36 protein-coding genes are annotated in these 26,245 nt (G+C 41.8%); all 36 read right to left on the bottom strand.

The genetic code is table 11. The annotated features are described in order from the left end of the window. Positions 1 to 5: 5 nt before the first annotated feature. Positions 6 to 395 carry a 30S ribosomal protein S11 gene (rpsK, locus tag TV75_RS19935; protein WP_032085294.1) on the bottom strand — a complete coding sequence of 130 codons (390 nt, stop codon included), beginning with the start codon at positions 393 to 395 and terminating at the stop codon, positions 6 to 8. Between the two features lie 25 nt (positions 396 to 420). Beyond that, positions 421 to 786: a 30S ribosomal protein S13 gene (gene rpsM / locus TV75_RS19930; RefSeq protein ID WP_034765943.1), complete on the bottom strand. Its 366-nt coding sequence runs from the start codon at positions 784 to 786 to the stop codon at positions 421 to 423. A gap of 24 nt (positions 787 to 810) precedes the next feature. Then, the gene (gene rpmJ / locus TV75_RS19925; RefSeq protein ID WP_003156543.1) at positions 811 to 924 is read right to left on the bottom strand and encodes a 50S ribosomal protein L36; all 114 of its coding nucleotides are present in this window, start codon (positions 922 to 924) and stop codon (positions 811 to 813) included. A gap of 38 nt (positions 925 to 962) precedes the next feature. Continuing rightward, positions 963 to 1,181, bottom strand: a complete 219-nt coding sequence (gene infA, locus TV75_RS19920) for a translation initiation factor IF-1 (RefSeq protein ID WP_034765945.1) — start codon at positions 1,179 to 1,181, stop codon at positions 963 to 965. Then, complete coding sequence (locus TV75_RS19915) at positions 1,174 to 1,497, bottom strand: KOW domain-containing RNA-binding protein (protein ID WP_044340537.1); 324 nt, start codon at positions 1,495 to 1,497, stop codon at positions 1,174 to 1,176. Before TV75_RS19915 ends, infA begins: the two co-directional genes overlap by 8 nt. A gap of 15 nt (positions 1,498 to 1,512) precedes the next feature. Then, on the bottom strand, positions 1,513 to 2,259 hold the full coding sequence (gene map, locus TV75_RS19910) for a type I methionyl aminopeptidase (protein ID WP_044340536.1): 747 nt from the start codon (positions 2,257 to 2,259) through the stop codon (positions 1,513 to 1,515). Then, positions 2,259 to 2,909: an adenylate kinase gene (locus tag TV75_RS19905; protein ID WP_044340535.1), complete on the bottom strand. Its 651-nt coding sequence runs from the start codon at positions 2,907 to 2,909 to the stop codon at positions 2,259 to 2,261. The genes map and TV75_RS19905 overlap by 1 nt, the downstream gene beginning before the upstream one ends. 61 nt (positions 2,910 to 2,970) lie before the next feature. Next, positions 2,971 to 4,263, bottom strand: coding sequence for a preprotein translocase subunit SecY (gene secY, locus TV75_RS19900; protein WP_044340534.1), 1,293 nt, complete (start codon positions 4,261 to 4,263; stop codon positions 2,971 to 2,973). Then, positions 4,263 to 4,703: a 50S ribosomal protein L15 gene (rplO, locus tag TV75_RS19895; protein WP_044340533.1), complete on the bottom strand. Its 441-nt coding sequence runs from the start codon at positions 4,701 to 4,703 to the stop codon at positions 4,263 to 4,265. Before rplO ends, secY begins: the two co-directional genes overlap by 1 nt. A 32-nt stretch (positions 4,704 to 4,735) precedes the next feature. Next, a complete protein-coding gene (gene rpmD / locus TV75_RS19890; protein ID WP_044340532.1) occupies positions 4,736 to 4,918 on the bottom strand; it encodes a 50S ribosomal protein L30 in 183 nt (60 codons plus the stop codon). Positions 4,919 to 4,931: 13 nt separating this feature from the next. After that, positions 4,932 to 5,432 carry a 30S ribosomal protein S5 gene (gene rpsE, locus TV75_RS19885; protein WP_044340531.1) on the bottom strand — a complete coding sequence of 167 codons (501 nt, stop codon included), beginning with the start codon at positions 5,430 to 5,432 and terminating at the stop codon, positions 4,932 to 4,934. A gap of 23 nt (positions 5,433 to 5,455) precedes the next feature. Beyond that, positions 5,456 to 5,818, bottom strand: a complete 363-nt coding sequence (gene rplR / locus TV75_RS19880) for a 50S ribosomal protein L18 (RefSeq protein WP_044340530.1) — start codon at positions 5,816 to 5,818, stop codon at positions 5,456 to 5,458. A gap of 33 nt (positions 5,819 to 5,851) precedes the next feature. Continuing rightward, a complete protein-coding gene (gene rplF, locus TV75_RS19875; RefSeq protein WP_044340529.1) occupies positions 5,852 to 6,391 on the bottom strand; it encodes a 50S ribosomal protein L6 in 540 nt (179 codons plus the stop codon). Positions 6,392 to 6,421: 30 nt separating this feature from the next. Then, entirely contained in the window at positions 6,422 to 6,820 is a 399-nt protein-coding gene (gene rpsH, locus TV75_RS19870; protein ID WP_034765964.1) for a 30S ribosomal protein S8, read from the bottom strand. 30 nt (positions 6,821 to 6,850) lie between these two features. Further along, positions 6,851 to 7,036, bottom strand: a complete 186-nt coding sequence (locus TV75_RS19865; RefSeq protein WP_044340528.1) for a type Z 30S ribosomal protein S14 — start codon at positions 7,034 to 7,036, stop codon at positions 6,851 to 6,853. 24 nt (positions 7,037 to 7,060) lie between these two features. Further along, on the bottom strand, positions 7,061 to 7,600 hold the full coding sequence (gene rplE, locus TV75_RS19860; protein ID WP_034765967.1) for a 50S ribosomal protein L5: 540 nt from the start codon (positions 7,598 to 7,600) through the stop codon (positions 7,061 to 7,063). A 26-nt stretch (positions 7,601 to 7,626) separates the two neighbouring features. Further along, positions 7,627 to 7,938: a 50S ribosomal protein L24 gene (gene rplX / locus TV75_RS19855; protein WP_034765969.1), complete on the bottom strand. Its 312-nt coding sequence runs from the start codon at positions 7,936 to 7,938 to the stop codon at positions 7,627 to 7,629. 39 nt (positions 7,939 to 7,977) lie between these two features. Then, positions 7,978 to 8,346, bottom strand: coding sequence for a 50S ribosomal protein L14 (rplN, locus tag TV75_RS19850; protein ID WP_032085280.1), 369 nt, complete (start codon positions 8,344 to 8,346; stop codon positions 7,978 to 7,980). Positions 8,347 to 8,390: 44 nt separating this feature from the next. Beyond that, positions 8,391 to 8,654 carry a 30S ribosomal protein S17 gene (gene rpsQ, locus TV75_RS19845; RefSeq protein WP_032085279.1) on the bottom strand — a complete coding sequence of 88 codons (264 nt, stop codon included), beginning with the start codon at positions 8,652 to 8,654 and terminating at the stop codon, positions 8,391 to 8,393. 20 nt (positions 8,655 to 8,674) lie between these two features. Beyond that, positions 8,675 to 8,878, bottom strand: a complete 204-nt coding sequence (gene rpmC, locus TV75_RS19840; RefSeq protein WP_032085278.1) for a 50S ribosomal protein L29 — start codon at positions 8,876 to 8,878, stop codon at positions 8,675 to 8,677. Then, positions 8,868 to 9,302 (bottom strand): 50S ribosomal protein L16, encoded by a 435-nt coding sequence (rplP, locus tag TV75_RS19835; protein ID WP_044340527.1) that lies wholly within the window; start codon positions 9,300 to 9,302, stop codon positions 8,868 to 8,870. Before rplP ends, rpmC begins: the two co-directional genes overlap by 11 nt. Before the next feature lie 2 nt (positions 9,303 to 9,304). Continuing rightward, positions 9,305 to 9,961 carry a 30S ribosomal protein S3 gene (gene rpsC, locus TV75_RS19830; protein WP_034765973.1) on the bottom strand — a complete coding sequence of 219 codons (657 nt, stop codon included), beginning with the start codon at positions 9,959 to 9,961 and terminating at the stop codon, positions 9,305 to 9,307. Positions 9,962 to 9,964: 3 nt separating this feature from the next. After that, positions 9,965 to 10,306, bottom strand: coding sequence for a 50S ribosomal protein L22 (gene rplV, locus TV75_RS19825; RefSeq protein ID WP_034765976.1), 342 nt, complete (start codon positions 10,304 to 10,306; stop codon positions 9,965 to 9,967). A 19-nt stretch (positions 10,307 to 10,325) separates the two neighbouring features. Beyond that, a complete protein-coding gene (rpsS, locus tag TV75_RS19820) occupies positions 10,326 to 10,604 on the bottom strand; it encodes a 30S ribosomal protein S19 (RefSeq protein ID WP_044340526.1) in 279 nt (92 codons plus the stop codon). Positions 10,605 to 10,664: 60 nt separating this feature from the next. Continuing rightward, on the bottom strand, positions 10,665 to 11,495 hold the full coding sequence (rplB, locus tag TV75_RS19815; protein WP_044340525.1) for a 50S ribosomal protein L2: 831 nt from the start codon (positions 11,493 to 11,495) through the stop codon (positions 10,665 to 10,667). Between the two features lie 31 nt (positions 11,496 to 11,526). Then, complete coding sequence (gene rplW / locus TV75_RS19810) at positions 11,527 to 11,811, bottom strand: 50S ribosomal protein L23 (RefSeq protein WP_034765982.1); 285 nt, start codon at positions 11,809 to 11,811, stop codon at positions 11,527 to 11,529. Further along, a complete protein-coding gene (gene rplD / locus TV75_RS19805) occupies positions 11,811 to 12,434 on the bottom strand; it encodes a 50S ribosomal protein L4 (protein ID WP_044340524.1) in 624 nt (207 codons plus the stop codon). Before rplD ends, rplW begins: the two co-directional genes overlap by 1 nt. Positions 12,435 to 12,464: 30 nt before the next feature. Then, positions 12,465 to 13,094: a 50S ribosomal protein L3 gene (rplC, locus tag TV75_RS19800; protein ID WP_044340523.1), complete on the bottom strand. Its 630-nt coding sequence runs from the start codon at positions 13,092 to 13,094 to the stop codon at positions 12,465 to 12,467. A gap of 35 nt (positions 13,095 to 13,129) precedes the next feature. Then, entirely contained in the window at positions 13,130 to 13,438 is a 309-nt protein-coding gene (gene rpsJ / locus TV75_RS19795) for a 30S ribosomal protein S10 (RefSeq protein WP_007085291.1), read from the bottom strand. Between the two features lie 684 nt (positions 13,439 to 14,122). After that, a complete protein-coding gene (tuf, locus tag TV75_RS19790; protein WP_044340522.1) occupies positions 14,123 to 15,313 on the bottom strand; it encodes an elongation factor Tu in 1,191 nt (396 codons plus the stop codon). 129 nt (positions 15,314 to 15,442) lie between these two features. Further along, positions 15,443 to 17,521 carry an elongation factor G gene (fusA, locus tag TV75_RS19785; RefSeq protein ID WP_044340521.1) on the bottom strand — a complete coding sequence of 693 codons (2,079 nt, stop codon included), beginning with the start codon at positions 17,519 to 17,521 and terminating at the stop codon, positions 15,443 to 15,445. Between the two features lie 51 nt (positions 17,522 to 17,572). Further along, entirely contained in the window at positions 17,573 to 18,043 is a 471-nt protein-coding gene (rpsG, locus tag TV75_RS19780; protein WP_034765993.1) for a 30S ribosomal protein S7, read from the bottom strand. Between the two features lie 44 nt (positions 18,044 to 18,087). Further along, positions 18,088 to 18,510, bottom strand: coding sequence for a 30S ribosomal protein S12 (gene rpsL, locus TV75_RS19775; RefSeq protein ID WP_032085266.1), 423 nt, complete (start codon positions 18,508 to 18,510; stop codon positions 18,088 to 18,090). A gap of 99 nt (positions 18,511 to 18,609) precedes the next feature. Continuing rightward, positions 18,610 to 18,858 (bottom strand): 50S ribosomal protein L7ae-like protein, encoded by a 249-nt coding sequence (locus TV75_RS19770; protein ID WP_044340520.1) that lies wholly within the window; start codon positions 18,856 to 18,858, stop codon positions 18,610 to 18,612. 159 nt (positions 18,859 to 19,017) lie between these two features. Then, positions 19,018 to 22,617 (bottom strand): DNA-directed RNA polymerase subunit beta', encoded by a 3,600-nt coding sequence (rpoC, locus tag TV75_RS19765; protein WP_044340519.1) that lies wholly within the window; start codon positions 22,615 to 22,617, stop codon positions 19,018 to 19,020. Positions 22,618 to 22,668: 51 nt separating this feature from the next. Beyond that, positions 22,669 to 26,226, bottom strand: coding sequence for a DNA-directed RNA polymerase subunit beta (gene rpoB, locus TV75_RS19760; protein WP_044340518.1), 3,558 nt, complete (start codon positions 26,224 to 26,226; stop codon positions 22,669 to 22,671). Between the last annotated feature and the right edge of the window lie 19 nt (positions 26,227 to 26,245).

Raw genomic sequence — 26,245 nt, 5'->3', positions numbered from 1 at the left:
AAAAATTAAACGCGGCGACGTTTTGGTGGACGGCATCCATTATGAGGAACTGGAGTAACGTCTCTGATTGCAGTAACTTCTAGACCTGCTGCTTGAAGAGCACGGATAGCTGCTTCACGACCAGCACCAGGACCTTTAACTGTTACTTCAAGAGTTTTTAAACCATGTTCTTGAGAAGCTTTCGCTGCAGTTTCAGCTGCCATTTGCGCTGCGAATGGAGTGGATTTACGAGAACCTCTGAATCCTAGTGAACCTGCACTTGACCAAGCAACAGCATTTCCGTGAACATCAGTAATAGTTACGATTGTGTTATTGAATGTAGAACGAATGTGTGCAATACCAGCTTCGATATTCTTTTTCACACGACGTTTACGAGTGTTTGTTTTACGTGCCATACTAAGAAGTAACCTCCTTTACCTATTATTTTTTCTTGTTAGCTACAGTCTTACGAGGACCTTTACGTGTACGAGCATTGTTCTTCGTATGTTGTCCACGAACAGGTAGTCCACGACGGTGACGAAGACCGCGGTATGAACCGATTTCCATAAGACGTTTGATGTTTAGTGATACTTCACGACGAAGATCACCTTCTACTTTTAATTTATCAACGATATCACGAATCTTTCCTAGTTCGTCGTCAGTAAGATCGCGAACGCGAGTATCCTCAGATACACCAGCTTCAGATAAGATTTTCGCTGCAGTATTTTTACCAATACCGTAGATGTATGTTAATGAAATGACAACACGTTTGTCACGTGGAATGTCTACACCAGCAATACGTGCCATAGTGATAGCGCACCTCCTTTAAGATTAGCCTTGTTTTTGTTTATGTTTAGGGTTTTCACAGATAACCATAACTTTACCTTTTCTACGAATAACTTTACATTTTTCGCAGATTGGTTTAACAGATGGTCTAACTTTCATCTTATTCTAACCTCCTTAATAGTACGGAGTGCAATAGATTATTTATAACGATAAGTGATTCTACCACGAGTTAAGTCATACGGTGATAATTCTACTGTTACCTTGTCACCAGGTAGGATACGAATGAAATGCATACGGATCTTTCCTGAAACATGTGCCAGTACTGTATGACCATTTTCTAATTCTACCTTAAACATCGCATTGGGCAAAGTCTCAGCGACCTTACCTTCAACTTCAATTACATCATCCTTAGCCATCGAACATGTCTCCCTTCTTCTCATCATTTAAAACTTCGTTAACAAACTTTGAAACAGCATAACGCAGTTTACCGTTCGTTACTCTGCCCGTTTCGATCATACTGTTTTGAACTTCTGGAGAAACATAGTCACACAAGTGAAGATGAGCGATGTTCTTTCGCTTGGCGCGATCAAACTTTCGTCTATCCCCATCTGCTATGAGTACAAAACGTTCATCCAATTGCTGAACAACGACCGAGTAGCTTCCAGTTTCTCTCCCTTTAAGGGTTTGAACAATCTGGCCAATCCTCGGAATCGTCGAATCTGACTCGATCAATCCAATCACCTTCACTTAGGCTTTCGTCAATATCTCATAGCCGTCTTCAGTAATTGCAATGGTGTGTTCAAAGTGCGCACACATTTTATCATCTACTGTGACGACTGTCCAGTTATCTGATAACGTTCTAACATATCGACTTCCTGCATTAACCATTGGTTCAATAGCCAGTACCATGCCAGGCTTTAAACGAGGACCTTTGTTGGGTGGTCCATAATGAGGAATTTGCGGGTCCTCATGTAAGTCTTGACCAACTCCGTGTCCCACATACTCTCGAACGATAGAAAAGCCATTAGCCTCAACAAATGTTTGTATACTATGAGAGATATTCGACAGACGCTCGCCTGGTTTAGCTTCCTTAAGCCCCAGAAATAATGATTCTTCTGTAACATCGAGAAGCTTCTGGGTTTCATCATCTATTGTTCCAACTGGATACGTCCAAGCTGAGTCGCCGTGATAACCGTTATATTTAGCACCGATATCGATACTGATTATATCGCCATCCTTTAATACCCGATCGCCTGGAATTCCATGAACCAACTCATTGTTGACTGAAGCACAGATGCTGCCACGAAACCCATTATACCCTTTAAAAGATGGAATTGCATCATGTTTACGAATGAATTTTTCAGCAATTGCATCCAATTCCTTCGTCGATATTCCCGGAGAAATATACTTTCGCAATTCCGCATGAGTTAATGCCACAATCTTACCAGCTTGCCGCATAATCTCAATCTCTCTCGGAGTTTTAGAAATGATCATTATGAAAGGCCTCCAAGTAGTTCATCAATGTCATCAAACACTCTATGGATGTCTTGTTGACCGTCAATGTTTTTCAGATAGCCTTTGTCTTCGTAGTAAGCCAATAGTGGTTGAGTTTGTTTAATGTTCACGTCTAAACGATTTTGAACCGTTTCTTCGTTATCATCTGCGCGTTGATATAACTCACCGCCGCAGCGATCACAAACGTCCTCTTCTGTTGGCGGATTAAAGACAAGATGATAAGTAGCGCCGCACTCTTTACAGATCCTGCGACCTGTCAAGCGCTCCATCAGGATGTCCTTATCTACATTTATATTAATGACATAATTCATTTTTTTACCAAGATCAGTCAGGATGTTTTCAAGTGCTTCTGCCTGAGCAACCGTTCTTGGAAACCCATCCAGTAAGAAGCCTTTTTCACAGTCCTCTTTGCTTAAACGTTCACGAACAATACCGATTGTTACTTCATCAGGAACAAGATCGCCATTATCCATGAATGATTTAGCTTTCAAGCCTAGTTCAGTGCCGCCTTTGATAGCTGCACGGAACATATCGCCTGTAGAGATATGGGGGATACCATATTTTTCTACGATCTTTTCAGCTTGAGTGCCTTTTCCTGCGCCTGGTAAGCCCATAAGAACTATATTCACTCGAACTCCCCCTAATTGTCTATAAAATGGTCTCAGGAACAAGATGTTCCCGAAAACCCTCTTATTTAATAAATCCTTTGTAGTGACGTTTCACTAACTGTGCTTCCAGTTGCTTCATAGTCTCAAGTGCAACACCCACTACGATGAGTAAGCTTGTTCCACCGATTTGAGCTGCAGGAGGTAAACCTGCAAAGTTAATGAAGAAAACAGGAAGAATTGAGATAACAGCTAAGAAGATTGCCCCAACAAATGTTAGACGATACAGAACGCGAGTGAGATACTCTTGTGTGGTTTTACCTGGACGAATACCAGGGATATATCCACCTTGCTTCTTCAAGTTTTCAGCCATTTGTTCTGGATTCACTTGAATGAAAGCATAGAAATACGTAAAGGCAACGATCAGAGCTACATAGATGATCATACCAACTGGTTTAGTGTAATCAAAAATGTACTGAATTGTACTGGTCACATCATTTTCTCCAAAGAAGGATGAAATGGTCTGTGGCGTGATAATGAAAGAAATCGCAAAGATAACTGGAATAACACCCGCAGCATTCACCTTTAATGGTAGATGTGTTGATTGTCCACCAACCGGACTACGCCCCACTAAACGTTTTGCATATTGAATCGGAATTTTACGAAGTGCTTGTTGAATAAACACAACACCAACTACGATTGCAATAACTGCTAAAACAAGAAGTGCAAGAACCACAATTCGAAGGAAGAGCTGTTCGCCTGCTCCTTCAATTTGTTGAGCATAGATTTGGTTTACTGTGTTAGGGATAGCCGCAACGATACCTGCAAAGATCAGGATCGAGATACCATTCCCCACACCTTTAGCCGTGATTTGTTCACCTAACCACATAAGAAAAGCCGTACCAGCTGTTAGAACTAACGCTATTAGTAGGTACGTACTAACTCCTGGGCTTTGGATGAGCATTCCACCATATATTCTGTTGAAACCATAGGACATACCTAAAGCTTGGATAAACCCTAGAACGATGGTGAAATAACGTGTAAACTGAGCTAATTTACGGCGTCCGACTTCACCTTGCTTAGACCACTCTGTAAACTTCGGAACAACATCCATTTGCAGGAGCTGTACGATGATTGAAGCAGTAATGTAAGGCATGATACCCATCGCAAAGATGGAGAAGTTTTGAAGAGCACCGCCACCAAATGTATTCAGGAATCCAAGAATTCCTGCCTGGTCTTGCATTTTCAACACATTAGCATCTACGTTTGGTACCGGAATGAAGGTACCAAGACGGAAGACTATTAACATTAGAAGGGTGAAAATAATTTTATTTCTTATATCACCCACGCGCATAAAATTGGAGACAGTCTGAAACATTAGATCACCTCGGATGTACCGCCAGCAGCTTCGATAGCTTCTTTAGCAGTGGTTGAGAATTTGTGTGCTTTTACTGTAAGCTTTTTCTCGATTGAACCTTTACCAAGAATCTTAATTCCTGCTTTTTCGTTACTCACTACACCAGCTTCTACAAGTAGCGCTGGAGTAACTTCTGTACCATCTTCGAAGCGATTCAATGCGTCAAGGTTGACGATTGCATATTCTTTACGATTGATGTTCGTGAATCCACGTTTTGGTAGACGTTGGAATAATGGTGTTTGACCACCCTCGAAGCCAGGACGAGTTCCGCCACCTGAACGGGCGTTCTGACCTTTATGACCTTTACCAGCAGTCTTTCCATTACCTGAACCAATACCACGTCCTACGCGATTGCGGACTTTACGTGAACCTTCTGTAGGCTTTAACTCATGTAATTTCATGTCGGCACCTCCTTCTTTTTAAGCGTTAAGAATTATTTTTCAGTTACTGTCACAAGGTGAGCAACTTTGTTGATCATACCGCGGATAGCAGCATTATCTTGTTGTTCAACTGTTTGGTGCATTTTGCGAAGTCCTAAAGCTTCAACCGTTTTGCGTTGATCTTGAGGACGGCCAATTGTGCTGCGAGTGAGGGTAATTTCTAGTTTGTTAGCCATCGTTATCCCTCCCTTAACCTAAGATCTCTTCTACTGATTTACCACGTAGTTTCGCTACGTCTTCAGCACGCTTTAATTGTTTTAAACCTTCGATAGTTGCGCGAACCATGTTGATTGGAGTGTTAGATCCTAAAGATTTAGATAGGATATCTTGAACACCAGCTAATTCAAGTACGGCACGAACAGGTCCACCAGCAATAATTCCTGTACCCGCAGAAGCAGGTTTGATAAGAATTTGACCAGCACCAAATCGTCCAGTTACCAGGTGAGGAGTTGTACCTTCAACCATAGGAACTTCAATTAGATTTTTCTTCGCATCTTCAATCGCTTTACGGATTGCATCAGGTACTTCTTGAGCTTTACCAGTTCCGAAACCAACGTGACCGTTTTTATCGCCTACTACTACAAGAGCAGCGAAACGGAAACGACGTCCACCTTTAACAACTTTCGCAACACGATTGATTGTAACTACGCGTTCTTCAAATTCTAGTTTACTTGGATCAATACGACGCATCTGGATTGTCCCTCCTTTTTTTATTAAAATTCTAAGCCGTTTTCACGAGCTGCTTCAGCTAAAGCTTTGATACGGCCATGATATAAATATCCACCACGGTCAAACACTACGGATTTTAATCCTTTTTCTACTGCACGTTTCGCAACTAGTTCTCCAACTTTTGCTGCTGCATCGATAGTAGCAGCTGAGTCTAGATCGAAATCTTTATCTTGAGAAGATGCACTTACTAGAGTAACACCGTTCATATCATCGATAAGTTGAGCGTAGATATTTTTGTTAGAACGGAAAACGTTCAAACGAGGACGAGTTTCAGTTCCAGTAATTTTTGAACGGACACGAGCATGTCTCTTCTTACGTGTTTTGTTCTTATCTGGCTTAGTAATCACCTACGGTCACTCCTTTCTTTTGCCTACGCGGCATTATTTACCTGTTTTACCTTCTTTACGACGAACATATTCACCTTCGTAGCGAATACCTTTTCCTTTGTAAGGCTCAGGAGAGCGTACAGCACGAATGTTAGCAGCTAATGCTCCAACACGTTCTTTGTCGATACCTTTGATAGATATCTTTGTGTTTGCCGGTACTTCGATCTCGATACCTTGTTCTGGTTCGATCTCAACTGGGTGAGAGTAACCAACGTTAAGTACAAGCTTAGTACCTTGTTTTTGAGCACGGTAACCTACACCGACTAGCTCAAGATTTCTTTGGAATCCTTTAGATACACCTTCAACCATGTTCGCGATAAGAGCACGAGTTGTACCGTGTAACGCGCGGTGTTCTTTTGCATCAGAAGGACGAGTAACTGTTGCTACGTTTCCTTCTAATTCTACTTTAATATCAGAATTGAATGTACGAGAAAGTTCCCCTTTAGGTCCTTTTACAGTTACAGTGTTGTTTTCACCTACTGTTAGAGTAACGTCAGATGGAATTTCGATTGGTAGTTTTCCTACACGTGACATCCTGTTGCACCTCCATTCATATAAAAAATATTACCAAACGTAAGCTAGTACTTCTCCGCCTACTTGTTGAGCACGAGCTTCTTTATCAGTTAAAACACCTGTAGAAGTAGAAACAAGTGCGATACCTAAACCGTTTAATACTTTAGGTACTTCAGTTGATTTTGCATATACACGTAAACCAGGTTTAGAGATACGCTTTAATCCAGTAATTACGCGTTCGTTGTTTGCTCCATATTTCAAGAAAATGCGGATAACACCTTGCTTGTTATCTTCTACATATTCTACGTCACGTACGAAACCTTCACGTTTAAGGATTTCTGCAATTTCTTTCTTGATGTTAGAAGCAGGAACTTCTAATCTTTCGTGACGAACCATGTTCGCATTACGGATGCGAGTTAGCAAATCTGCAATTGGATCTGTCATTGTCATAATAATTTACCTCCTTCCCAATATAGGGTATTACCAACTAGCTTTCTTAACGCCAGGAATCTGACCCTTGTATGCAAGTTCACGGAAACAAATACGGCAAAGCTTGAATTTACGGATTACTGAATGAGGACGTCCGCAACGTTCGCAACGTGTGTACGCTTGAACATTATGCTTTGGCGCGCGTTTTTGTTTCGCAATCATAGATTTTTTAGCCACATTTTCGCCTCCCTTATATAGCGATTACTTTTGGAATGGCATTCCGATTTGTGTCAATAATTCACGAGCTTCTTCGTCTGTGTTCGCAGTTGTTACGATTACGATATCCATACCGCGTACTTTAGACACTTTATCATAATCAATCTCAGGGAAAATCAATTGCTCTTTAACTCCTAATGTATAGTTACCGCGACCGTCGAATGCTTTTTTAGAAACACCACGGAAGTCACGTACACGTGGAAGTGAAACAGAAATTAATTTATCTAAGAATTGGTACATACGCTCTCCGCGTAGAGTAACTTTTGCACCGATTGGCATACCTTCACGTAGACGGAAGCCTGCGATAGATTTTTTAGCTTTCGTTACAACTGGTTTTTGACCAGTGATTTGAGTTAATTCATCAACAGCTACATCAAGAGCTTTTGAGTTTTGAACAGCATCACCGATACCCATGTTGACAACGATCTTTTCAACTTTAGGTACTTCCATTACTGATTTGTAATTGAATTTGCTAACTAGAGCTGGACTGATTTCTTGTTGAAATTTTTCTTTTAGGCGGTTCATTCAGAATACCTCCCTTCTTAATCGTACTATTTATCTAGAACTTCACCTGATTTTTTTGCTACACGTACTTTCTTGCCGTCTTCTGTCTTATAACCTACACGAGTTGGCTCGTTAGATTTCGGATCTAGAAGCATAACATTTGATACATGGATAGATGCTTCTTGGCTGATGATTCCGCCTTGCGGGTTCATCTGTGAAGGCTTAGCGTGTTTTTTCACAACGTTGATACCTTCAACTAGCACTCGGTCTTTCTTAGGGAATGAAGCAAGAACAACACCTGTTTTGCCTTTGTCTTTCCCAGTAATGACCATTACTTTATCGCCTTTTTTTACATGCATTTCATCGCACCTCCTTGAATGGCCCAATGCTAATATCTATTAAAGAACTTCTGGAGCTAAAGATACAATTTTCATAAAGTTGCTGTCACGTAGTTCACGGGCAACAGGTCCGAAGATACGAGTTCCACGTGGTCCCTTATCGTCACGGATAATTACACAAGCGTTCTCGTCGAACTTAATGTAAGTACCGTCTTGACGACGTACACCAGATTTAGTACGTACAACAACCGCTTTTACTACGTCACCTTTTTTAACAACGCCACCTGGTGTTGCTTGTTTTACTGTACACACGATAACATCACCGATGTTAGCTGTTTTGCGTCCAGAACCACCAAGTACTTTGATAGTTAATACTTCACGAGCACCAGAGTTGTCAGCAACTTTTAAACGTGATTCTTGTTGAATCATGTAGGTAACCTCCCTTCGGAATATAAAATATCCGAACAAATATATTAGATAATAACTGCTTTTTCAACAACTTCTACTAAACGGAAACGTTTTGTAGCAGATAGTGGACGAGTCTCCATGATACGTACGATATCGCCTACTTTTGCTTCGTTGTTCTCATCATGAGTTTTAAACTTCTTAGAGTACTTAACGCGCTTGCCGTATAGAGAATGCTTTTTATAAGTTTCTACCATAACCGTTACTGTTTTATCCATTTTGTCGGAAACAACACGGCCAGTGTATACCTTACGTTGGTTGCGGTCACTCATTTAAGCAAACCTCCTCTCATTTATCGATTGTTAACCCCGATCTCTCTTTCACGGATTACAGTTTTCATACGAGCGATCCCTTTGCGGACTTCACGGATGCGAGCTGTGTTTTCTAATTGCCCAGTCGCAAGTTGGAAGCGAAGGTTAAATAACTCTTCTTTCAGAGTTTTTACTTTTTGTTCAATTTCAGCAGTGGTTAGGTCACGAATTTCATTAGTTTTCATTTGATTCACCACCAATTTCCTCACGTTTTACAAACTTCGTTTTGATAGGAAGTTTATGTGATGCTAGACGAAGCGCTTCACGAGCTACCTCTTCAGATACACCAGCGATTTCAAACATGATTTTTCCAGGCTTAACTACTGCTACCCAACCTTCTGGAGCACCTTTACCTGAACCCATACGTACTTCTAAAGGTTTTGCAGTGTAAGGTTTATGAGGGAAGATTTTAATCCATACTTTACCGCCACGTTTCATGTAACGAGTCATAGCGATACGAGCTGCTTCGATTTGACGGTTAGTGATCCAAGAAGCTTCAACTGCTTGTAAACCGTATTCACCGAACGCTACCTCTTGACCGCCTTTAGCACGTCCACGCATTTTTCCGCGGTGTTCGCGACGATGTTTAACGCGTTTAGGTAATAACATAATTATTTGCCTCCTTCCTCAGATTTCTTTCTTGTAGGAAGAACTTCTCCACGGTAGATCCATACTTTAACGCCAAGCTTACCATAAGTTGTGTCAGCTTCTGCATGAGCATAGTCAATGTCAGCGCGTAGTGTATGAAGTGGAACAGTACCTTCACTGTAATGTTCTGCACGAGCGATATCTGCTCCGCCTAAACGACCAGATACTTGTGTTTTGATTCCTTTTGCCCCAGCACGCATAGCACGTTGGATCGATTGCTTCTGAGCACGACGGAAAGAAACACGATTTTCTAATTGACGAGCGATGTTTTCAGCTACTAATTTAGCGTCAACGTCTGCTCTTTTAATTTCAACGATGTTGATGTGTACACGCTTTGAAGTAAGTTCGTTAAGAGCTTTACGAAGTGCTTCAACTTCTGTACCACCTTTACCGATAACCATACCAGGCTTAGCTGTATGAACAGTAATGTTAATACGATTTGCAGCGCGTTCGATTTCTACTTTAGAAACTGAAGCGTCTACTAAACGTTTTGCAATATATTCACGTACTTTAATGTCTTCGTGTAATAGATTAGCGTAATCTTTATCTGCGTACCATTTAGATTCCCAATCACGGATTATACCGACACGAAGTCCGACCGGATGTACTTTTTGACCCACAGCTTATCCCTCCTTCTTTTCTGATACGACAAGTGTAATGTGACTTGTACGTTTGTTAATTTGACTTGCACGTCCCATCGCACGAGGACGGAAACGTTTAAGTGTTGGTCCTTCATTTACATAAGCCTCAGTTACCACTAGGCTATTAATATCCATATCAAAGTTGTGCTCTGCGTTCGCAATAGCAGACTTAAGTACTTTTTCGATTACTGGTGAAGCAGCTTTAGGTGTGTGCTTTAAGATAGCAACCGCTTCTCCAACTTGCTTACCTCGGATTAGATCAACGACTAAACGTACTTTACGAGGAGCAATACGTACTGTTCTTGCAACAGCTTTTGCTTGCATTAGGATACCCTCCTCTCAATTAGCGTCTTGTTTTCTTATCATCACTTGCATGACCTTTGTAAGTACGAGATGGCGCGAATTCACCAAGCTTGTGTCCTACCATGTCTTCAGTGACGTATACAGGTACATGTTTACGACCATCGTAAACTGCGATAGTGTGACCGATGAATGCTGGGAAGATCGTTGAGCGACGAGACCAAGTTTTAACAACTTGTTTGCCTTCAGTTTCGTTCAATTTCTCGATCTTATTCATTAAATGATCATCAACAAAAGGTCCTTTTTTTAAGCTACGACCCATGTTTGAACCTCCCTTCGTGATTGATCTACGGCTCTTTTCAGGAACCGTAGTACAATCCCGTTATTTTTTGCGACGACGCACAATAAATTTATCAGATTTGTTGTTTTTCTTACGTGTCTTGTATCCAAGAGTAGGTTTACCCCATGGAGACATTGGTGATTTACGTCCGATTGGAGCGCGTCCTTCACCACCACCGTGTGGGTGATCGTTAGGGTTCATTACAGAACCACGAACTGTTGGGCGTTTACCTAACCAACGAGAACGTCCGGCTTTACCAATGTTGATTAATTCGTGTTGTTCATTTCCAACTTGACCTACAGTAGCACGACAAGCAGAAAGGATCATACGAGTTTCACCAGAGTTAAGACGTACAAGTACATATTTACCTTCTTTACCAAGTACTTGTGCAGATGTTCCAGCAGAACGTACTAACTGGCCACCCTTACCTGGTTTAAGTTCGATATTGTGTACAATTGTACCAACAGGGATGTTGATAAGTGGTAATGCGTTACCCACTTTAATATCTGCTTCAGGTCCAGACATTACTTCCATACCTACTTCGATTGTTTTCGGTGCAAGAATGTAACGTTTTTCCCCATCAGCGTAGTTGATTAGTGCAATGTTTGCTGAGCGGTTTGGATCGTATTCGATCGTAGCAACGCGTCCAGGTATACCATCTTTTTCACGTTTGAAGTCGATGATACGGTATTGGCGCTTATGACCGCCACCTTGATGACGAACTGTTAACTTACCTTGGTTGTTACGGCCACCCTTTTTGTGTAGGGGTGCTAAAAGTGACTTTTCCGGAGAATCCGTAGTGATTTCAGCGAAATCAGAACTAGTCATGCCGCGACGACCATTAGAGGTAGGTTTATACTTTTTAATCGCCATGTTTTTCCCTCCTCTTCTTAATTAAAAGATTTTATACTTCAAAGAATTCGATTTCTTTACTATCAGCAGTAAGCTTAACGATAGCTTTACGACGCTTGTTAGTGTAACCAGCGTGTTTACCCATGCGCTTGAACTTACCTTTGTAGTTCATGATATTTACTTTATCTACTTTCACGTCAAAGATAGCTTGAACAGCGTCTTTTACTTGAGTCTTGTTCGCTCTAGTATCAACTTCGAAAGTATATTTTTTCTCAGACATAAGATCAGTTGAAGCCTCTGTAATTACGGGGCGCTTAATGATTTCACGTACATCCATTATGCGAGCACCTCCTCTACTTTTTCAACAGCTGATTTAGTCATCACTAGTTTGTCGTGTCCAATTACATCTAGAACGCTAATTCCATCAGCAGGAACAACAGTTACACCAGGGATGTTACGAGCTGAAAGTGCTACGTTTTCGTCAAGACCGTCAGTGATTACTAATGTTTTAGAATCAACAGAAAGACCTTTAAGGACGTTAGCAAATTCTTTTGTTTTAGGAGCATCGAATGATAATGCTTCTAATACTAAGATATTTTCTTCTACTACTTTAGAAGAAAGAGCAGATTTAATCGCTAAGCGACGTACTTTTTTAGGAAGTTTGTAGCTGTAGCTGCGTGGAACTGGTCCAAATACAGTACCACCACCGCGCCATTGTGGAGAACGGATTGACCCTTGACGAGCACGACCTGTTCCTTTTTGACGCCAAGGCTTACGCCCACCGCCACGTACTTCAGAACGATTTTTTACTTTGTGATTACCTTGACGTAAAGAAGCTCTTTGCATCAATACCGCTTCAGTCATCACATGTGTGTTTGGTTCAATACCAAAAACAGTGTCATTAAGTTCGATTTCACCAACTTTAGAACCGCTTTGGTTGAATAATGCTACTTTCGGCATTCTTGTTTCCTCCTTTCTTGAAAAGTTCTATTAGTTTGCTTTAATAGCTGACTTTACTTTGATTAGTTGTTTCTTAGGTCCAGGTACATTACCTTTTACTAAGATAAGGTTACGTTCAGCATCAACTTTTACAATTTCAAGGTTTTGAATTGTAATTTGCTCTCCGCCCATACGTCCAGGTAGTAATTTACCTTTGAAAACACGGTTTGGATCAACAGGACCCATTGAACCAGGACGACGGTGATAACGAGAACCATGGGACATAGGTCCGCGAGATTGGTTATGACGCTTGATAGCACCTTGGAATCCTTTACCTTTTGAAACTCCTGTTACATCCACGATTTCGCCTGCAGCGAAAATATCAACTTTGACTTCTTGACCAACTTCGTACTCTTCTACGTTTACACCGCGGATTTCACGGATGAAGCGCTTAGGAGCAGTTTCAGCTTTAGCAACGTGGCCTCTCTCTGGTTTGTTAGAAAGCTTTTCACGTTTGTCTTCAAAACCTACTTGGATAGCTTCGTAGCCATCAACATCGATAGATTTCTTTTGAAGTACCACGTTTTGAGCAGCTTCGATAACAGTTACAGGGATAAGATCACCGTTTTCAGCGAAAACTTGAGTCATACCGATCTTTCTTCCTAAGATTCCTTTGGTCATAAGTCACACCTCCTAATAATTATGGTTTTTATGAATTAAAGTTTGATTTCGATATCTACACCTGATGGTAAGTCTAAACGCATAAGCGCATCAACTGTTTGAGGTGTTGGGTTTACAATGTCGATTAAGCGTTTATGAGTACGCATTTCGAATTGCTCACGAGAATCTTTGTATTTGTGCACAGCACGTAAGATTGTGTAAACAGACTTTTCAGTCGGTAGTGGGATCGGTCCAGAAACCGCCGCACCAGAACGTTTTGCTGTTTCAACAATTTTCTCAGCTGATTGATCAAGAATTCTGTGATCATAAGCCTTTAAACGGATACGAATCTTTTGTTTTGCCATTATTTTCCCTCCTTTATCGCCTATTTTTGAATAGACATTCTCCACAGAAATTTCCCACACACTCGCCATGGCAAAGCGGCCGTGTGTGTCAGCAACCTTCTGTTTCATCGCAGTCAAAGACCAACATTGTCTATTATAACTAAAACACCTAGAAGATGCAAGGGGTTCTTGCAATTTCTTTATGTTTTGCACACTTTCTCTATTATACAAACGAAGCCTATTATTTTCAAGTACATCGGTTATTTTCACAATATTTAATACAACAATGTTAATGGGTTAAATTACTTTAATCCAAAGTGAACTATTAATCATTCTTATATAGTCCTTAGTTATAATATTTCTTCAAGAGTAAGTGATTGTTGATTTCCGCTCCGGGATGCTCGCTTTCCGCGGGGCGTGAGTTGAGCATCCCTCCGCTCCAATCAACTTAGATTTTTCAAATATATATGGATGAAGATCTCAACCATATTAAAAATCACGCTTCAGAAACAGTGTGATTTGATAATCTAAAGTAAGCTAGTACTTTATAAAATATAGAAGCTTTATTAATTTGCATAATCACATCTTATATAGAAGAAACTCGTCAAGACTTCAATCTTGTCCCTATATATACAAAACATTTATATAGAAATTTACACAAAAAAACAGATGGACATGATGTCCATCTGTTTTTGATATCAATGATTACTCAGTGATTGTAGCTACTACTCCAGCACCTACAGTACGTCCACCCTCACGGATAGAGAACTTAGTACCTTCTTCGATAGCGATTGGAGCGATAAGTTCAACAGTCATTTCGATGTTATCGCCAGGCATAACCATTTCTACACCTTCAGGAAGGTTACAGATACCAGTTACGTCAGTTGTACGGAAGTAGAACTGTGGGCGGTAGTTAGTGAAGAATGGAGTGTGACGTCCACCTTCTTCTTTAGAAAGAACATAAACTTCTGCTTTGAACTTTGTGTGTGGAGTGATTGTACCTGGCTTAGCAAGTACTTGTCCACGTTGGATATCTTCACGAGCTACACCACGAAGTAGTGCACCGATGTTGTCTCCAGCTTCAGCATAGTCAAGAAGCTTACGGAACATTTCTACACCTGTTACAGTAGTAGATTTTGGCTCTTCAGAAAGACCGATGATGTCGATAGTGTCTCCAACTTTAACTTGTCCACGCTCAACACGACCAGTAGCAACTGTACCACGACCTGTGATTGAGAATACATCCTCAACAGGCATCATGAATGGTTTTTCAGTGTCACGCTCTGGAGTTGGGATATAGCTATCTACAGCTTCCATAAGTTCGAAGATTTTCGCTTCCCACTCAGCATCTCCTTCAAGAGCTTTAAGAGCAGAACCTTTGATTACTGGTACGTCATCGCCAGGGAAATCGTACTCAGAAAGAAGGTCACGTACTTCCATTTCTACTAATTCAAGAAGTTCTTCGTCGTCTACCATGTCACATTTGTTCATGAATACAACTAGGTAAGGTACACCTACTTGACGAGAAAGAAGGATGTGCTCACGAGTTTGTGGCATTGGGCCGTCAGCAGCAGATACTACTAGGATCCCACCATCCATTTGTGCAGCACCAGTGATCATGTTTTTAACATAGTCAGCATGTCCTGGGCAGTCAACGTGTGCATAGTGACGAGTATCAGTTTCATACTCAACGTGTGCAGTAGAGATTGTGATTCCACGTTCTCTTTCTTCTGGAGCACCGTCGATTTGGTCATATGCCATTGCAGTTCCACGACCATACTTCTTGTGAAGTGTAGTTGTGATTGCAGCTGTTAGAGTTGTTTTACCGTGGTCAACGTGACCGATTGTACCGATATTCGCATGTTGCTTGGAACGATCAAATTTTTCCTTACCCATTTGAAAATCCTCCTTTGATTTTAAAGAAAATAAGTATATTTTGGGTGCCTCAGAGACGGTTAAATAACCATCTCTGACACAACAATTGCTTACATTAGTATTTATACTTTATAAAAGCGAATAAATCAATTATTCACCTTTATTTTTTTTGATGATTTCTTCAGAAATCGATTTAGGTACTTCTTCATAGTGATCGAAGTGCATGGAGTATGTTCCGCGTCCTTGTGTGTTAGAACGAAGAGAAGTTGCATATCCAAACATTTCTGATAGAGGTACGAACGCTTTAACAACTTGAGCGTTACCGCGTGCTTCCATACCTTCTACACGTCCACGACGAGAAGTTACATCACCCATGATATCTCCAAGGTATTCCTCAGGGATAACAACCTCAACCTTCATCATTGGCTCTAAGATTACCGGCTTACATTTAGAAGCGGCATTCTTAAGTGCCATAGAAGCAGCGATCTTAAACGCCATTTCAGAGGAGTCAACATCATGGTATGAACCATCGAATAATCTTGCTTTAACATCAACTAGTGGGAAACCAGCCAATACTCCGTTTTCAAGAGCATCTTGAAGACCGGCTTGTACTGCAGGGATGTATTCACGAGGAACTACACCACCGACGATACCGTTCTCGAATTCGAATCCTTTACCTTCTTCGTTAGGTGCGAACTCGATCCAAACGTGACCGAATTGTCCACGTCCACCAGATTGACGTGCGAACTTACCTTCAACTTTAGCCGTGTCACGGAAAGTCTCACGGTAAGATACTTGAGGAGCACCTACGTTTGCTTCTACTTTGAATTCACGTTTCATACGGTCAACGATGATATCTAAGTGAAGCTCACCCATACCCGCGATGATAACTTGACCTGTTTCCTGGTCAGTATGCGCACGGAATGTTGGGTCTTCCTCTTGAAGTTTTTGTAGAGCAGTAGTCATTTTATCTTGGTCGGCCTTTGATTTAGGCTCAACAGATAGTGAGATAACCGGCTCTGGGAATACCATTGATTCAAGAATAACTAAGCTCTTTTCATCACATAGTGTGTCTCCAGTACTTGTATCTTTAAGACCAACTGCTGCTGCAATGTCTCCAGCATATACTTTAGAGATTTCTTCACGGGAGTTAGCGTGCATTTGCAGGATACGACCTACACGTTCACGTTTCCCTTTTGAAGAGTTTCTTACGTATGAACCTGACTCAAGGACACCAGAGTAAACACGGAAGAAAGTTAATTTACCAACATAAGGGTCAGTTGCAACTTTGAACGCTAAAGCAGAGAATGGTGCTTCGTCTGAAGATGGACGAGTTACTTCTTCTTCTGTATCAGGTACAAAACCTTTGATATCTTCAACGTCTGTTGGCGCTGGAAGATAGTCGATAACTGAGTCAATTAATAATTGAACCCCTTTGTTTTTGAAGGCAGATCCACAAACTACAGGATAGAACTCTACAGTTAGAGTTGCAGTACGGATAGCTGCTTTAAGCTCATCATTTGTAAGCTCTTCGCCTTCTAGGTATTTCATCATTAACTCTTCATCAAGTTCAGAAACTGCTTCAATTAATTTTCCGCGGTATTCTTCAGCTTGATCTTTGTACTCTTCAGGAATGTCGCGAGCTTCTGCGCGTGTCCCAAGGTCATCTTCATAGAAGTAAGCTTTCATTTCTACTAAATCGATGATACCTTCGAAGTCATCCTCAGCACCGATTGGTAGCTGAATTGGATGTGCATTCGCTTGTAAACGCTCATGAAGTGTACCTACAGAATAAAGGAAGTCAGCACCGATTTTGTCCATTTTGTTAACGAACACAACACGGGGAACCCCGTAAGTTGTTGCTTGGCGCCAAACAGTTTCAGTTTGAGGCTCAACACCAGATTGAGCATCAAGTACTGCTACTGCACCATCAAGTACACGCAATGAACGCTCAACTTCAACAGTGAAGTCTACGTGTCCTGGTGTATCGATGATGTTAATACGATGGCCTTTCCATTGAGCTGTTGTCGCAGCAGAAGTGATAGTGATACCACGTTCTTGCTCTTGCTCCATCCAGTCCATTTGAGAAGCACCTTCGTGAGTTTCTCCTATTTTATGGATACGACCTGTATAAAATAGGATACGCTCAGTTGCAGTTGTTTTACCAGCATCGATGTGAGCCATGATACCGATATTACGAGTGTTTTCTAAGGAGAACTCTCTAGGCATGCGGTCTTTCTCCTTCCTTATATGAGAATGATTTGTTTGTTTAAGATCAGATTACCAACGATAGTGAGCAAACGCTTTGTTCGCTTCAGCCATCTTGTGTGTATCTTCACGCTTCTTAACAGAAGCTCCAGTGTTATTAGCTGCATCAAGGATTTCGTTAGCTAAACGCTCTTCCATTGTCTTCTCACCGCGAAGACGAGAGTAGTTTACTAACCAACGAAGACCTAATGTAGTACGACGCTCTGGACGCACCTCTACAGGTACTTGATAGTTTGAACCACCAACACGACGAGCTTTAACTTCTAATACCGGCATGATATTTTTCAAAGCTGCATCGAATACTTCCATTGCATCTTTACCTGAACGCTCGCTAATGATATCAAACGCAGCGTATAGTTTCTTTTGAGCTTTACCTCTTTTACCGTCAATCATGATTTTGTTGATTAAACGAGTAACTAATTTTGAATTGTACATTGGATCAGGTAAAACGTCTCTTTTTGCTACAGGACCTTTACGTGGCATGTGATTTCCTCCTTTCAACGAGAAATGAATTTATAGTATTTTTATTATTTTTTAGCTGCTTTAGGGCGCTTAGTTCCGTATTTAGAACGTCCTTGCATACGGCCTTCAACTCCAGCTGTATCAAGCGCACCACGTACGATGTGATAACGTACCCCCGGTAAATCCTTTACACGTCCTCCACGGATAAGAACAACACTGTGCTCTTGAAGGTTATGTCCGATACCAGGAATGTAAGCAGTAACCTCGATTCCATTCGTTAAACGAACACGAGCATATTTACGTAGCGCCGAGTTCGGTTTCTTTGGAGTCATTGTACCAACACGAGTACATACACCACGTTTTTGTGGAGAAGACAAGTTCGTGTGCACTTTCTTAAAGCTGTTGTAACCTTTGTTAAGTGCAGGTGACTTTGATTTAGTTGATTTAGACTGACGAGGCTTGCGAACTAATTGGTTAATAGTTGGCATTTTGTTTTCCTCCCTTCTTATTTGGTAAGCCCACACATCCAGGTGGTTCTTTTTTGGGTAAAAGTAAAGTTTTTGCAGATAGCTTCTACAAAAACTATTTTACTGTATAATCGCAACAGCTGCTGCTCCAACATCTATTCCGCACGATTTACCAAGTTTCTTCATGGAATCCACTTTGTTAACCGGTACTTTAAGATCAATAGCGGCCTGGACTACTTTCGCTGTAACTTTGGGATCAGCATCCTCCGCAATAACAACTTCTAGTACATGACCTATTTTCAGAGCTTTCACTGCTTGCTTTGTTCCTACAATAATTTCTTTAGCCTGCGCTACTTTTTCATAAGACATTTCATATCCTCCAAAGTAACAGGTTATTAATAGGAGCAACCTTGAATATATTATCATCTTAAAATCTCTATGTCAACATAGATTTAAAAGATTTATAAAAGCTAACTCTTAGAGTTATGTTTGAGTAATCAAACGCGTCTAAGAGTTAGCCTGAATAGATTACTCTACTGTTACTGTTTCTTCACTAGTATCTTCTGCTAATACCGGCTCTGCCTTGCGGTATCGTTGCATACCTGTACCGGCAGGAACCAATTTACCGATGATAACATTTTCTTTCAATCCAAGTAACTCATCACGTTTTCCTTTAATGGCAGCGTCCGTTAACACACGAGTTGTTTCCTGGAACGATGCTGCTGATAAGAAGGAGTCCGTTTCAAGGGAAGCTTTGGTGATTCCGAGCAGTACAGGACGTCCTGTTGCCGGAAGCTTTCCGCCGAACAATGCTTTCTCGTTCGCATCTCTGAATTGATGGATGTCCATAAGAGTACCTGGAAGTACCTCAGATTCACCCGCATCAATAACACGAACTTTGCGTAACATTTGACGAACCATAACCTCAACGTGTTTGTCGCCGATTTCAACCCCCTGCATACGGTATACTTTTTGTACCTCACGCAGCAAGTATTCCTGAACGGCTGACACATCACGCACTTTAAGAAGTTCTTTCGGATCGATCGAACCTTCAGTGATTTCCTGACCGCGTGCTACTTTATCGTTCACAGCGAATTTCAAGCGGGCTGTGTAAGGGGCTGTGTAACTTCTCGTTTCCACGTCACCTTGAACGGTAATTTCGTACTGGCGATCTTTTCCTTCACTGATGGAAGTAATGACACCATCGATTTCAGAAATAACGGCTTGACCTTTAGGGTTACGCGCTTCGAAGATCTCTTGGATACGCGGTAAACCTTGAGTGATATCGTCTCCTGCTACCCCACCAGTATGGAACGTACGCATCGTTAACTGTGTACCCGGTTCCCCGATGGATTGAGCAGCGATGATACCCACAGCTTCCCCTACTTCGACTTTTTGACCTGTTGCCAGGTTCGTTCCGTAACATTTCTCACAAACACCATGTCTAGTGTTACAAGTGAAAGCAGAACGGATCGAAACATGTTCGACACCAGCATCAATGATTGTCTTAGCCAAGTCTTCTGTGATCAGCTGATTTTCTGTGATGATGATTTCATCTGTCTCAGGATGACGCAATGTTTTACGTGAGTAACGACCAAGCAAACGTTCTTCAAGGGGCTCGATGATTTCTGTACCCTCTTTAATGGATCCTACAAGTAGGCCTCTGTCCGTTCCACAGTCTTCTTCACGCACGATTACATCCTGGGCCACATCAACAAGACGACGTGTCAGGTAACCTGAGTCAGCTGTTTTCAGTGCTGTATCGGCAAGACCTTTACGTGCACCATGTGTAGAGATAAAGTACTCAAGAACCGTAAGACCTTCACGGAAACTTGATTTGATCGGTAACTCAATGATACGACCAGCCGGGTTGGCCATCAGACCACGCATACCAGCAAGCTGAGTAAAGTTAGATGCGTTACCACGGGCACCTGAATCACTCATCATGAAGATTGGGTTGCGTTTATCCAGTGTCGCCATTAATTTACCTTGAATTGTATCTTTCGCAGCACTCCAGATTGAAATAACACGATCGTATCTTTCATCTTCTGTAATAAGACCACGTTTAAATTGTTTTAATACGTTGTCTACTTTACTTTGTGCTTCGATTAAGATTTCTTCTTTTTCCGCTAGTACGACGATATCTGCGATACCAACCGTAATACCGGCTTTAGTAGAGTATTTGAATCCTAAGTCTTTCATCTTATCAAGCATACGGGACGTTTCAGTGATAGCAAACTTCTTGAATACTTCCGCAATGATATTCCCTAGGAATCCTTTTTTGAACGGGTTGATTAACTCACGGTTTTGGAATACTTCCTTAACGTCCGTTGACGGATCAACAAAGTAGTTCTCAGGAGTAGCCACTTCCAAGTTCGTTCTTGTTGGTTCGTTAATGAACGGGAATGTATCAGGCAAGATCTCGTTGAAGATTACTTTACCTACCGTTGTTAACAATAATTGCTGATTTTGCTTCTCAGTGAACGTTTGGTTGTTGATGGTGCTGGCATGGATCGCAATACGGGTATGCAAGTGTACATAACCATTTTGATACGCAAGAATGACTTCATTTGCATCATTGAAGATCATACCTTCACCTACAGCATTTTCACGCTCAAGTGTCAGGTAATAGTTACCTAATACCATATCCTGTGACGGAGTAACAACCGGTTTACCGTCTTTCGGATTAAGGATGTTTTGGGCAGCAAGCATCAGCATACGCGCTTCAGCTTGTGCTTCAGAAGATAAAGGTACGTGAACCGCCATTTGGTCACCATCAAAATCCGCGTTGTATGCTGTACATACAAGTGGGTGGAGACGGATCGCTCTACCTTCGACAAGAGTTGGTTCAAATGCTTGAATACCAAGTCTGTGAAGTGTAGGTGCACGGTTTAAGAGAACTGGATGTTCTTTAATAACCCCTTCTAATACATCCCATACTTCCGGTTGTACGCGTTCAATCTTACGTTTTGCACTCTTAATGTTGTGAGCCAATCCTTTTTCAACAAGTTCTTTCATAACGAATGGCTTGAATAACTCAAGAGCCATTTCTTTAGGAAGACCACATTGATACATCTTAAGGTTAGGTCCAACTACGATTACAGAACGACCAGAATAGTCAACACGTTTACCAAGAAGGTTCTGACGGAAACGACCCTGTTTCCCTTTAAGCATGTGTGAAAGGGATTTTAATGGACGGTTACCCGGTCCAGTAACTGGACGTCCGCGGCGGCCATTATCAATTAAAGCGTCGACCGCTTCTTGAAGCATACGCTTTTCGTTTTGAACGATGATGCTTGGAGCGCCAAGGTCCAATAAACGTTTCAAACGGTTATTACGGTTAATAACACGACGATATAAATCATTTAAGTCAGAAGTCGCAAAGCGTCCACCGTCAAGCTGAACCATCGGGCGAAGCTCTGGAGGAATGACAGGTAATACATCAAGAATCATCCAATCCGGATCATTCCCTGAGTTTCTGAAAGATTCCACTACTTCTAAACGCTTGATTGCACGGGTACGGCGTTGACCCTGAGCTGTTTTCAGTTCTTCTTTAAGGAAATCAGCTTCTTTATCCAGATCAATGTCCTGCAGAAGCTTTTTAATCGCTTCAGCTCCCATTGCAGCTTGGAATTTCACTCCGTATTTCTCACGGTAGGCACGGTATTCTTTTTCAGAAAGAAGTTGTTTTCTTTCCAGAGCCGTGTCACCTGGTTCTGTTACAACATAGGAAGCGAAGTAAATGACTTCTTCCAAAGCACGTGGGGACATGTCTAAAACAAGACCCATTCGGCTTGGGATTCCTTTGAAGTACCAGATGTGAGATACAGGGGCAGCAAGTTCGATGTGACCCATGCGTTCACGACGGACTTTAGCCTTTGTTACTTCAACACCACAGCGGTCACAAACGACGCCTTTATAACGGACACGCTTGTATTTTCCACAGTGACATTCCCAGTCCTTTGTAGGACCGAAGATACGTTCACAGAACAAACCATCTTTTTCTGGTTTTAACGTACGATAGTTAATCGTTTCGGGCTTTTTAACTTCCCCGAAAGACCACGAACGGATCTTATCAGGTGAAGCTAAACCAATTTTCATATACTCAAAATTATTTACATCTAGCAAGGGGCCTACCTCCCTTTTAATCTACAGGCTCTAACCCTAATTGCTCTAAATTTATTCTTTTGACCCAACTGTCTCGGATTCTTGTGCATTAGATTCAGAGATATTTAGCGTGTCTGCTTGTTGTACTTCTTCTTCATCCTCTAAGTCACGCATTTCGATTTCTTCTTCGTTACTAGAGAGGATCTTAACATCCATACCTAAACTTTGAAGTTCTTTGATCAGAACTTTGAATGATTCCGGAACACCAGGTTCAGGTACGTTTTCACCTTTGACAATGGCTTCGTATGTCTTCACACGACCCACAACATCATCAGACTTAACTGTTAGAATTTCTTGTAGAGTGTAAGCAGCACCGTAAGCTTCAAGTGCCCATACCTCCATCTCACCGAAACGCTGTCCACCGAATTGTGCTTTACCACCGAGTGGCTGCTGCGTAACAAGTGAATAAGGACCAGTTGAACGAGCGTGAAGTTTATCATCGACCATGTGAGCAAGCTTGATCATATACATGATACCAACTGATACACGGTTATCAAACGGTTCACCTGTTCTACCATCATAAAGAACGGTTTTCGCATCACGTGCCATACCTGCTTCTTCGATGGTTGCCCATACGTCTTCCTCTCGCGCTCCATCAAATACGGGTGAAGCGACATGAACACCAAGATATCTTGCTGCCATACCTAAGTGAAGCTCCAACACCTGTCCGATATTCATACGAGATGGTACCCCTAGTGGGTTCAACATGATATCGATCGGTGTACCGTCTGGTAAGAACGGCATGTCTTCTTCAGGAAGGATTCTTGAGATAACACCCTTATTACCGTGACGACCAGCCATTTTGTCACCTTCAGAAATCTTACGCTTCTGAACGATGTATACACGGACAAGCTGGTTTACACCTGGAGGCAATTCGTCGCCGTCTTCACGATTGAAGACTTTAACATCGAGGATGATTCCTCCACCACCATGTGGTACACGAAGGGATGTATCCCGGACTTCTCGAGCTTTCTCACCGAAGATTGCATGTAATAAGCGTTCTTCAGCAGTCAACTCCGTTACACCTTTAGGCGTTACTTTACCAACAAGTAGATCGCCGTCTTTCACTTCAGCACCGATGCGGATGATTCCACGTTCATCAAGATTGCGAAGTGCATCTTCACCAACGTTAGGAATATCACGAGTGATTTCTTCAGGTCCTAATTTCGTATCACGGGATTCAGACTCATATTCTTCAATATGAATAGAAGTATATACATCGTCTTTCACAAGACGTTCACTCATGATGATCGCATCTTCATAGTTGTAACCGTCCCAAGTCATGAATCCAACCATTACGTTACGCCCTAAGGCTAGTTCACCTTTTTCCATTGAAGGACCATCAGCAAGGATTTCCCCTTTAACTACACGGTCGCCTTCACTAACAATCGGACGCTGGTTGTAACATGTTCCCTGGTTAGAACGGATGAATTTTTGCATACGATATTTATCGAGGTCACCTTTTACTTCTTGACCATCGATTTCTTTCACACGACGCACCCAAACTTGTTTCGCTTCAACCTTTTCTACAATACCTTCATATTTACAAATCACGGCTGCACCAGAGTCTTTAGCAGATACGTGCTCCATACCCGTTCCGACAATCGGTGATTCCGGATTCATTAAAGGTACTGCTTGACGTTGCATGTTCGCTCCCATAAGAGCACGGTTAGAGTCATCGTTCTCTAAGAAAGGAATACATGCTGTCGCGGCTGATACTACTTGTTTAGGGGATACATCCATGTAGTCAAGACGTTCACGCTTAATGACCGTGTTCTCACCACGGAAACGGGCGATGACTTCTTCATCAAGGAATGCACCGTCATCACCTAGACGTGCGTTCGCCTGAGCCACTACATAGTTGTCTTCTTCGTCTGCTGTCAAGTAATCGATACGATCGGTCACTTTCCCTGTATCAGGGTCAACACGACGATACGGCGTTTCGATAAAGCCGAATTTATTCACTTTCGCAAACGAAGAAAGTGAGTTGATCAGTCCGATGTTTGGTCCCTCAGGAGTTTCAATCGGACACATACGACCATAGTGGGAATAATGTACGTCACGTACTTCGAATCCTGCACGTTCACGCGTTAATCCACCAGGTCCTAAAGCAGAAAGACGACGTTTGTGCGTTAATTCTGCAAGAGGATTCGTTTGATCCATAAATTGAGACAATTGAGAGCTTCCAAAGAACTCTTTAATTGAAGCGATAACCGGTCGAATGTTGATCAGTTGTTGAGGCGTGATCGTGTTCGTGTCTTGAATGGACATTCTTTCACGAACTACACGCTCCATACGTGATAAACCGATACGGAATTGGTTTTGCAGCAATTCACCAACCGAACGTAAACGACGGTTTCCTAAATGGTCAATATCATCCGTCAATCCTACCCCATGTAATAAATTAAAGAAGTAAGAAATTGAGGAAATGATATCTGCAGGTGTAATGTACTTAACCTCTTCTTCAACATAAGCGTTACTAATTACATTGATTTCCATTTCTCCCTCTTCGTTAGGAGAATAGATTTTGATAGATTGAAGAACTACGTCTTCCTCTAATACGCCGCCGGACTGTTGGTAGTTTTTAAATCCAATGCCGTTTTCTAAATAAGGAATGACCTTATCCAGCGCGCGACGATCAAGAACCGTGCCCTTCTCTGCAAGAATCTCGCCCGTTTCCGGATCTGCTAGAGTTTCTGCTAGAGTTTGACCGAATAAACGGTTCTTAATGTGAAGCTTTTTGTTCATTTTGTAACGTCCAACGTTTGCTAAGTCATAACGCTTAGGATCAAAGAAACGAGAAACGAGTAAACTTTTAGCATTTTCTACTGTAGGAGGCTCTCCTGGACGCAGACGCTCGTAAATCTCGAGCAATGCCTTGTCGATACCTTCCGTGTTGTCTTTCTCGAGCGTGTTACGAATGTACTCATTATCACCGATCAAATCGATGATTTCTTGATCAGAGCCAAACCCAAGGGCACGTAAAAGAACCGTTACCGGTAGTTTGCGAGTTCGATCAATTCGCACATATACAACATCTTTCGCATCTGTTTCATACTCAAGCCAAGCTCCGCGGTTTGGTATAACGGTAGCAGTAAACCCTTTCTTTCCGTTCTTATCTACTTTTCCGCTAAAGTAAACACTAGGTGAACGTACTAACTGAGATACGATAACACGCTCAGCACCATTAATGACAAAAGTACCTGTGTCTGTCATTAATGGGAAATCACCCATAAATACGTCTTGATCTTTTACTTCTCCTGTTTCCTTGTTCACAAGACGGACTTTCACTCTAAGCGGTGCAGAGTAAGTAACATCTCTTTCCTTTGATTCTTCCACCGAGTACTTTGGCTCTCCCAGACTATAATCAATAAATTCCAAAGAGAGATTACCAGTGAAGTCCTCAATCGGAGAAATGTCACGGAACATTTCTCTTAACCCCTCATCAAGAAACCATTGATACGAGGAAGTTTGAATTTCGATTAAATTCGGTAATTCTAAAACTTCACTGATACGCGCAAAACTTCTGCGTTGGCGGTGTCGTCCATACTGAACTAGTTGACCTGTCAACTGATTCACCCCTCAAATC

The sequence above is a fragment of the Rossellomorea aquimaris genome, from assembly GCF_000935355.1.
Taxonomy (GTDB): domain Bacteria; phylum Bacillota; class Bacilli; order Bacillales; family Bacillaceae_B; genus Rossellomorea; species Rossellomorea aquimaris_B.
This window is presented reverse-complemented; position numbering and strand designations above follow the sequence as displayed.

What these genes read in the sequence shown, in the direction of transcription:
- rpsK (WP_032085294.1), bottom strand. Translation starts at nt 395, where the DNA reads ATGGCACGTAAAACAAACACTCGTAAACGTCGTGTGAAAAAGAATATC.
- rpsM (WP_034765943.1), bottom strand. Translation starts at nt 786, where the DNA reads ATGGCACGTATTGCTGGTGTAGACATTCCACGTGACAAACGTGTTGTC.
- rpmJ (WP_003156543.1), bottom strand. Translation starts at nt 924, where the DNA reads ATGAAAGTTAGACCATCTGTTAAACCAATCTGCGAAAAATGTAAAGTT.
- infA (WP_034765945.1), bottom strand. Translation starts at nt 1,181, where the DNA reads ATGGCTAAGGATGATGTAATTGAAGTTGAAGGTAAGGTCGCTGAGACT.
- map (WP_044340536.1), bottom strand. Translation starts at nt 2,259, where the DNA reads ATGATCATTTCTAAAACTCCGAGAGAGATTGAGATTATGCGGCAAGCT.
- secY (WP_044340534.1), bottom strand. Translation starts at nt 4,263, where the DNA reads ATGTTTCAGACTGTCTCCAATTTTATGCGCGTGGGTGATATAAGAAAT.
- rplO (WP_044340533.1), bottom strand. Translation starts at nt 4,703, where the DNA reads ATGAAATTACATGAGTTAAAGCCTACAGAAGGTTCACGTAAAGTCCGC.
- rpmD (WP_044340532.1), bottom strand. Translation starts at nt 4,918, where the DNA reads ATGGCTAACAAACTAGAAATTACCCTCACTCGCAGCACAATTGGCCGT.
- rpsE (WP_044340531.1), bottom strand. Translation starts at nt 5,432, where the DNA reads ATGCGTCGTATTGATCCAAGTAAACTAGAATTTGAAGAACGCGTAGTT.
- rplF (WP_044340529.1), bottom strand. Translation starts at nt 6,391, where the DNA reads ATGTCACGTGTAGGAAAACTACCAATCGAAATTCCATCTGACGTTACT.
- rpsH (WP_034765964.1), bottom strand. Translation starts at nt 6,820, where the DNA reads ATGACAATGACAGATCCAATTGCAGATTTGCTAACTCGCATCCGTAAT.
- rplE (WP_034765967.1), bottom strand. Translation starts at nt 7,600, where the DNA reads ATGAACCGCCTAAAAGAAAAATTTCAACAAGAAATCAGTCCAGCTCTA.
- rplX (WP_034765969.1), bottom strand. Translation starts at nt 7,938, where the DNA reads ATGCATGTAAAAAAAGGCGATAAAGTAATGGTCATTACTGGGAAAGAC.
- rplN (WP_032085280.1), bottom strand. Translation starts at nt 8,346, where the DNA reads ATGATTCAACAAGAATCACGTTTAAAAGTTGCTGACAACTCTGGTGCT.
- rpsQ (WP_032085279.1), bottom strand. Translation starts at nt 8,654, where the DNA reads ATGAGTGACCGCAACCAACGTAAGGTATACACTGGCCGTGTTGTTTCC.
- rpmC (WP_032085278.1), bottom strand. Translation starts at nt 8,878, where the DNA reads ATGAAAACTAATGAAATTCGTGACCTAACCACTGCTGAAATTGAACAA.
- rplP (WP_044340527.1), bottom strand. Translation starts at nt 9,302, where the DNA reads ATGTTATTACCTAAACGCGTTAAACATCGTCGCGAACACCGCGGAAAA.
- rplV (WP_034765976.1), bottom strand. Translation starts at nt 10,306, where the DNA reads ATGCAAGCAAAAGCTGTTGCAAGAACAGTACGTATTGCTCCTCGTAAA.
- rpsS (WP_044340526.1), bottom strand. Translation starts at nt 10,604, where the DNA reads ATGGGTCGTAGCTTAAAAAAAGGACCTTTTGTTGATGATCATTTAATG.
- rplB (WP_044340525.1), bottom strand. Translation starts at nt 11,495, where the DNA reads ATGGCGATTAAAAAGTATAAACCTACCTCTAATGGTCGTCGCGGCATG.
- rplW (WP_034765982.1), bottom strand. Translation starts at nt 11,811, where the DNA reads ATGGATGTACGTGAAATCATTAAGCGCCCCGTAATTACAGAGGCTTCA.
- rplD (WP_044340524.1), bottom strand. Translation starts at nt 12,434, where the DNA reads ATGCCGAAAGTAGCATTATTCAACCAAAGCGGTTCTAAAGTTGGTGAA.
- rplC (WP_044340523.1), bottom strand. Translation starts at nt 13,094, where the DNA reads ATGACCAAAGGAATCTTAGGAAGAAAGATCGGTATGACTCAAGTTTTC.
- rpsJ (WP_007085291.1), bottom strand. Translation starts at nt 13,438, where the DNA reads ATGGCAAAACAAAAGATTCGTATCCGTTTAAAGGCTTATGATCACAGA.
- tuf (WP_044340522.1), bottom strand. Translation starts at nt 15,313, where the DNA reads ATGGGTAAGGAAAAATTTGATCGTTCCAAGCAACATGCGAATATCGGT.
- fusA (WP_044340521.1), bottom strand. Translation starts at nt 17,521, where the DNA reads ATGCCTAGAGAGTTCTCCTTAGAAAACACTCGTAATATCGGTATCATG.
- rpsG (WP_034765993.1), bottom strand. Translation starts at nt 18,043, where the DNA reads ATGCCACGTAAAGGTCCTGTAGCAAAAAGAGACGTTTTACCTGATCCA.
- rpsL (WP_032085266.1), bottom strand. Translation starts at nt 18,510, where the DNA reads ATGCCAACTATTAACCAATTAGTTCGCAAGCCTCGTCAGTCTAAATCA.
- TV75_RS19770 (WP_044340520.1), bottom strand. Translation starts at nt 18,858, where the DNA reads ATGTCTTATGAAAAAGTAGCGCAGGCTAAAGAAATTATTGTAGGAACA.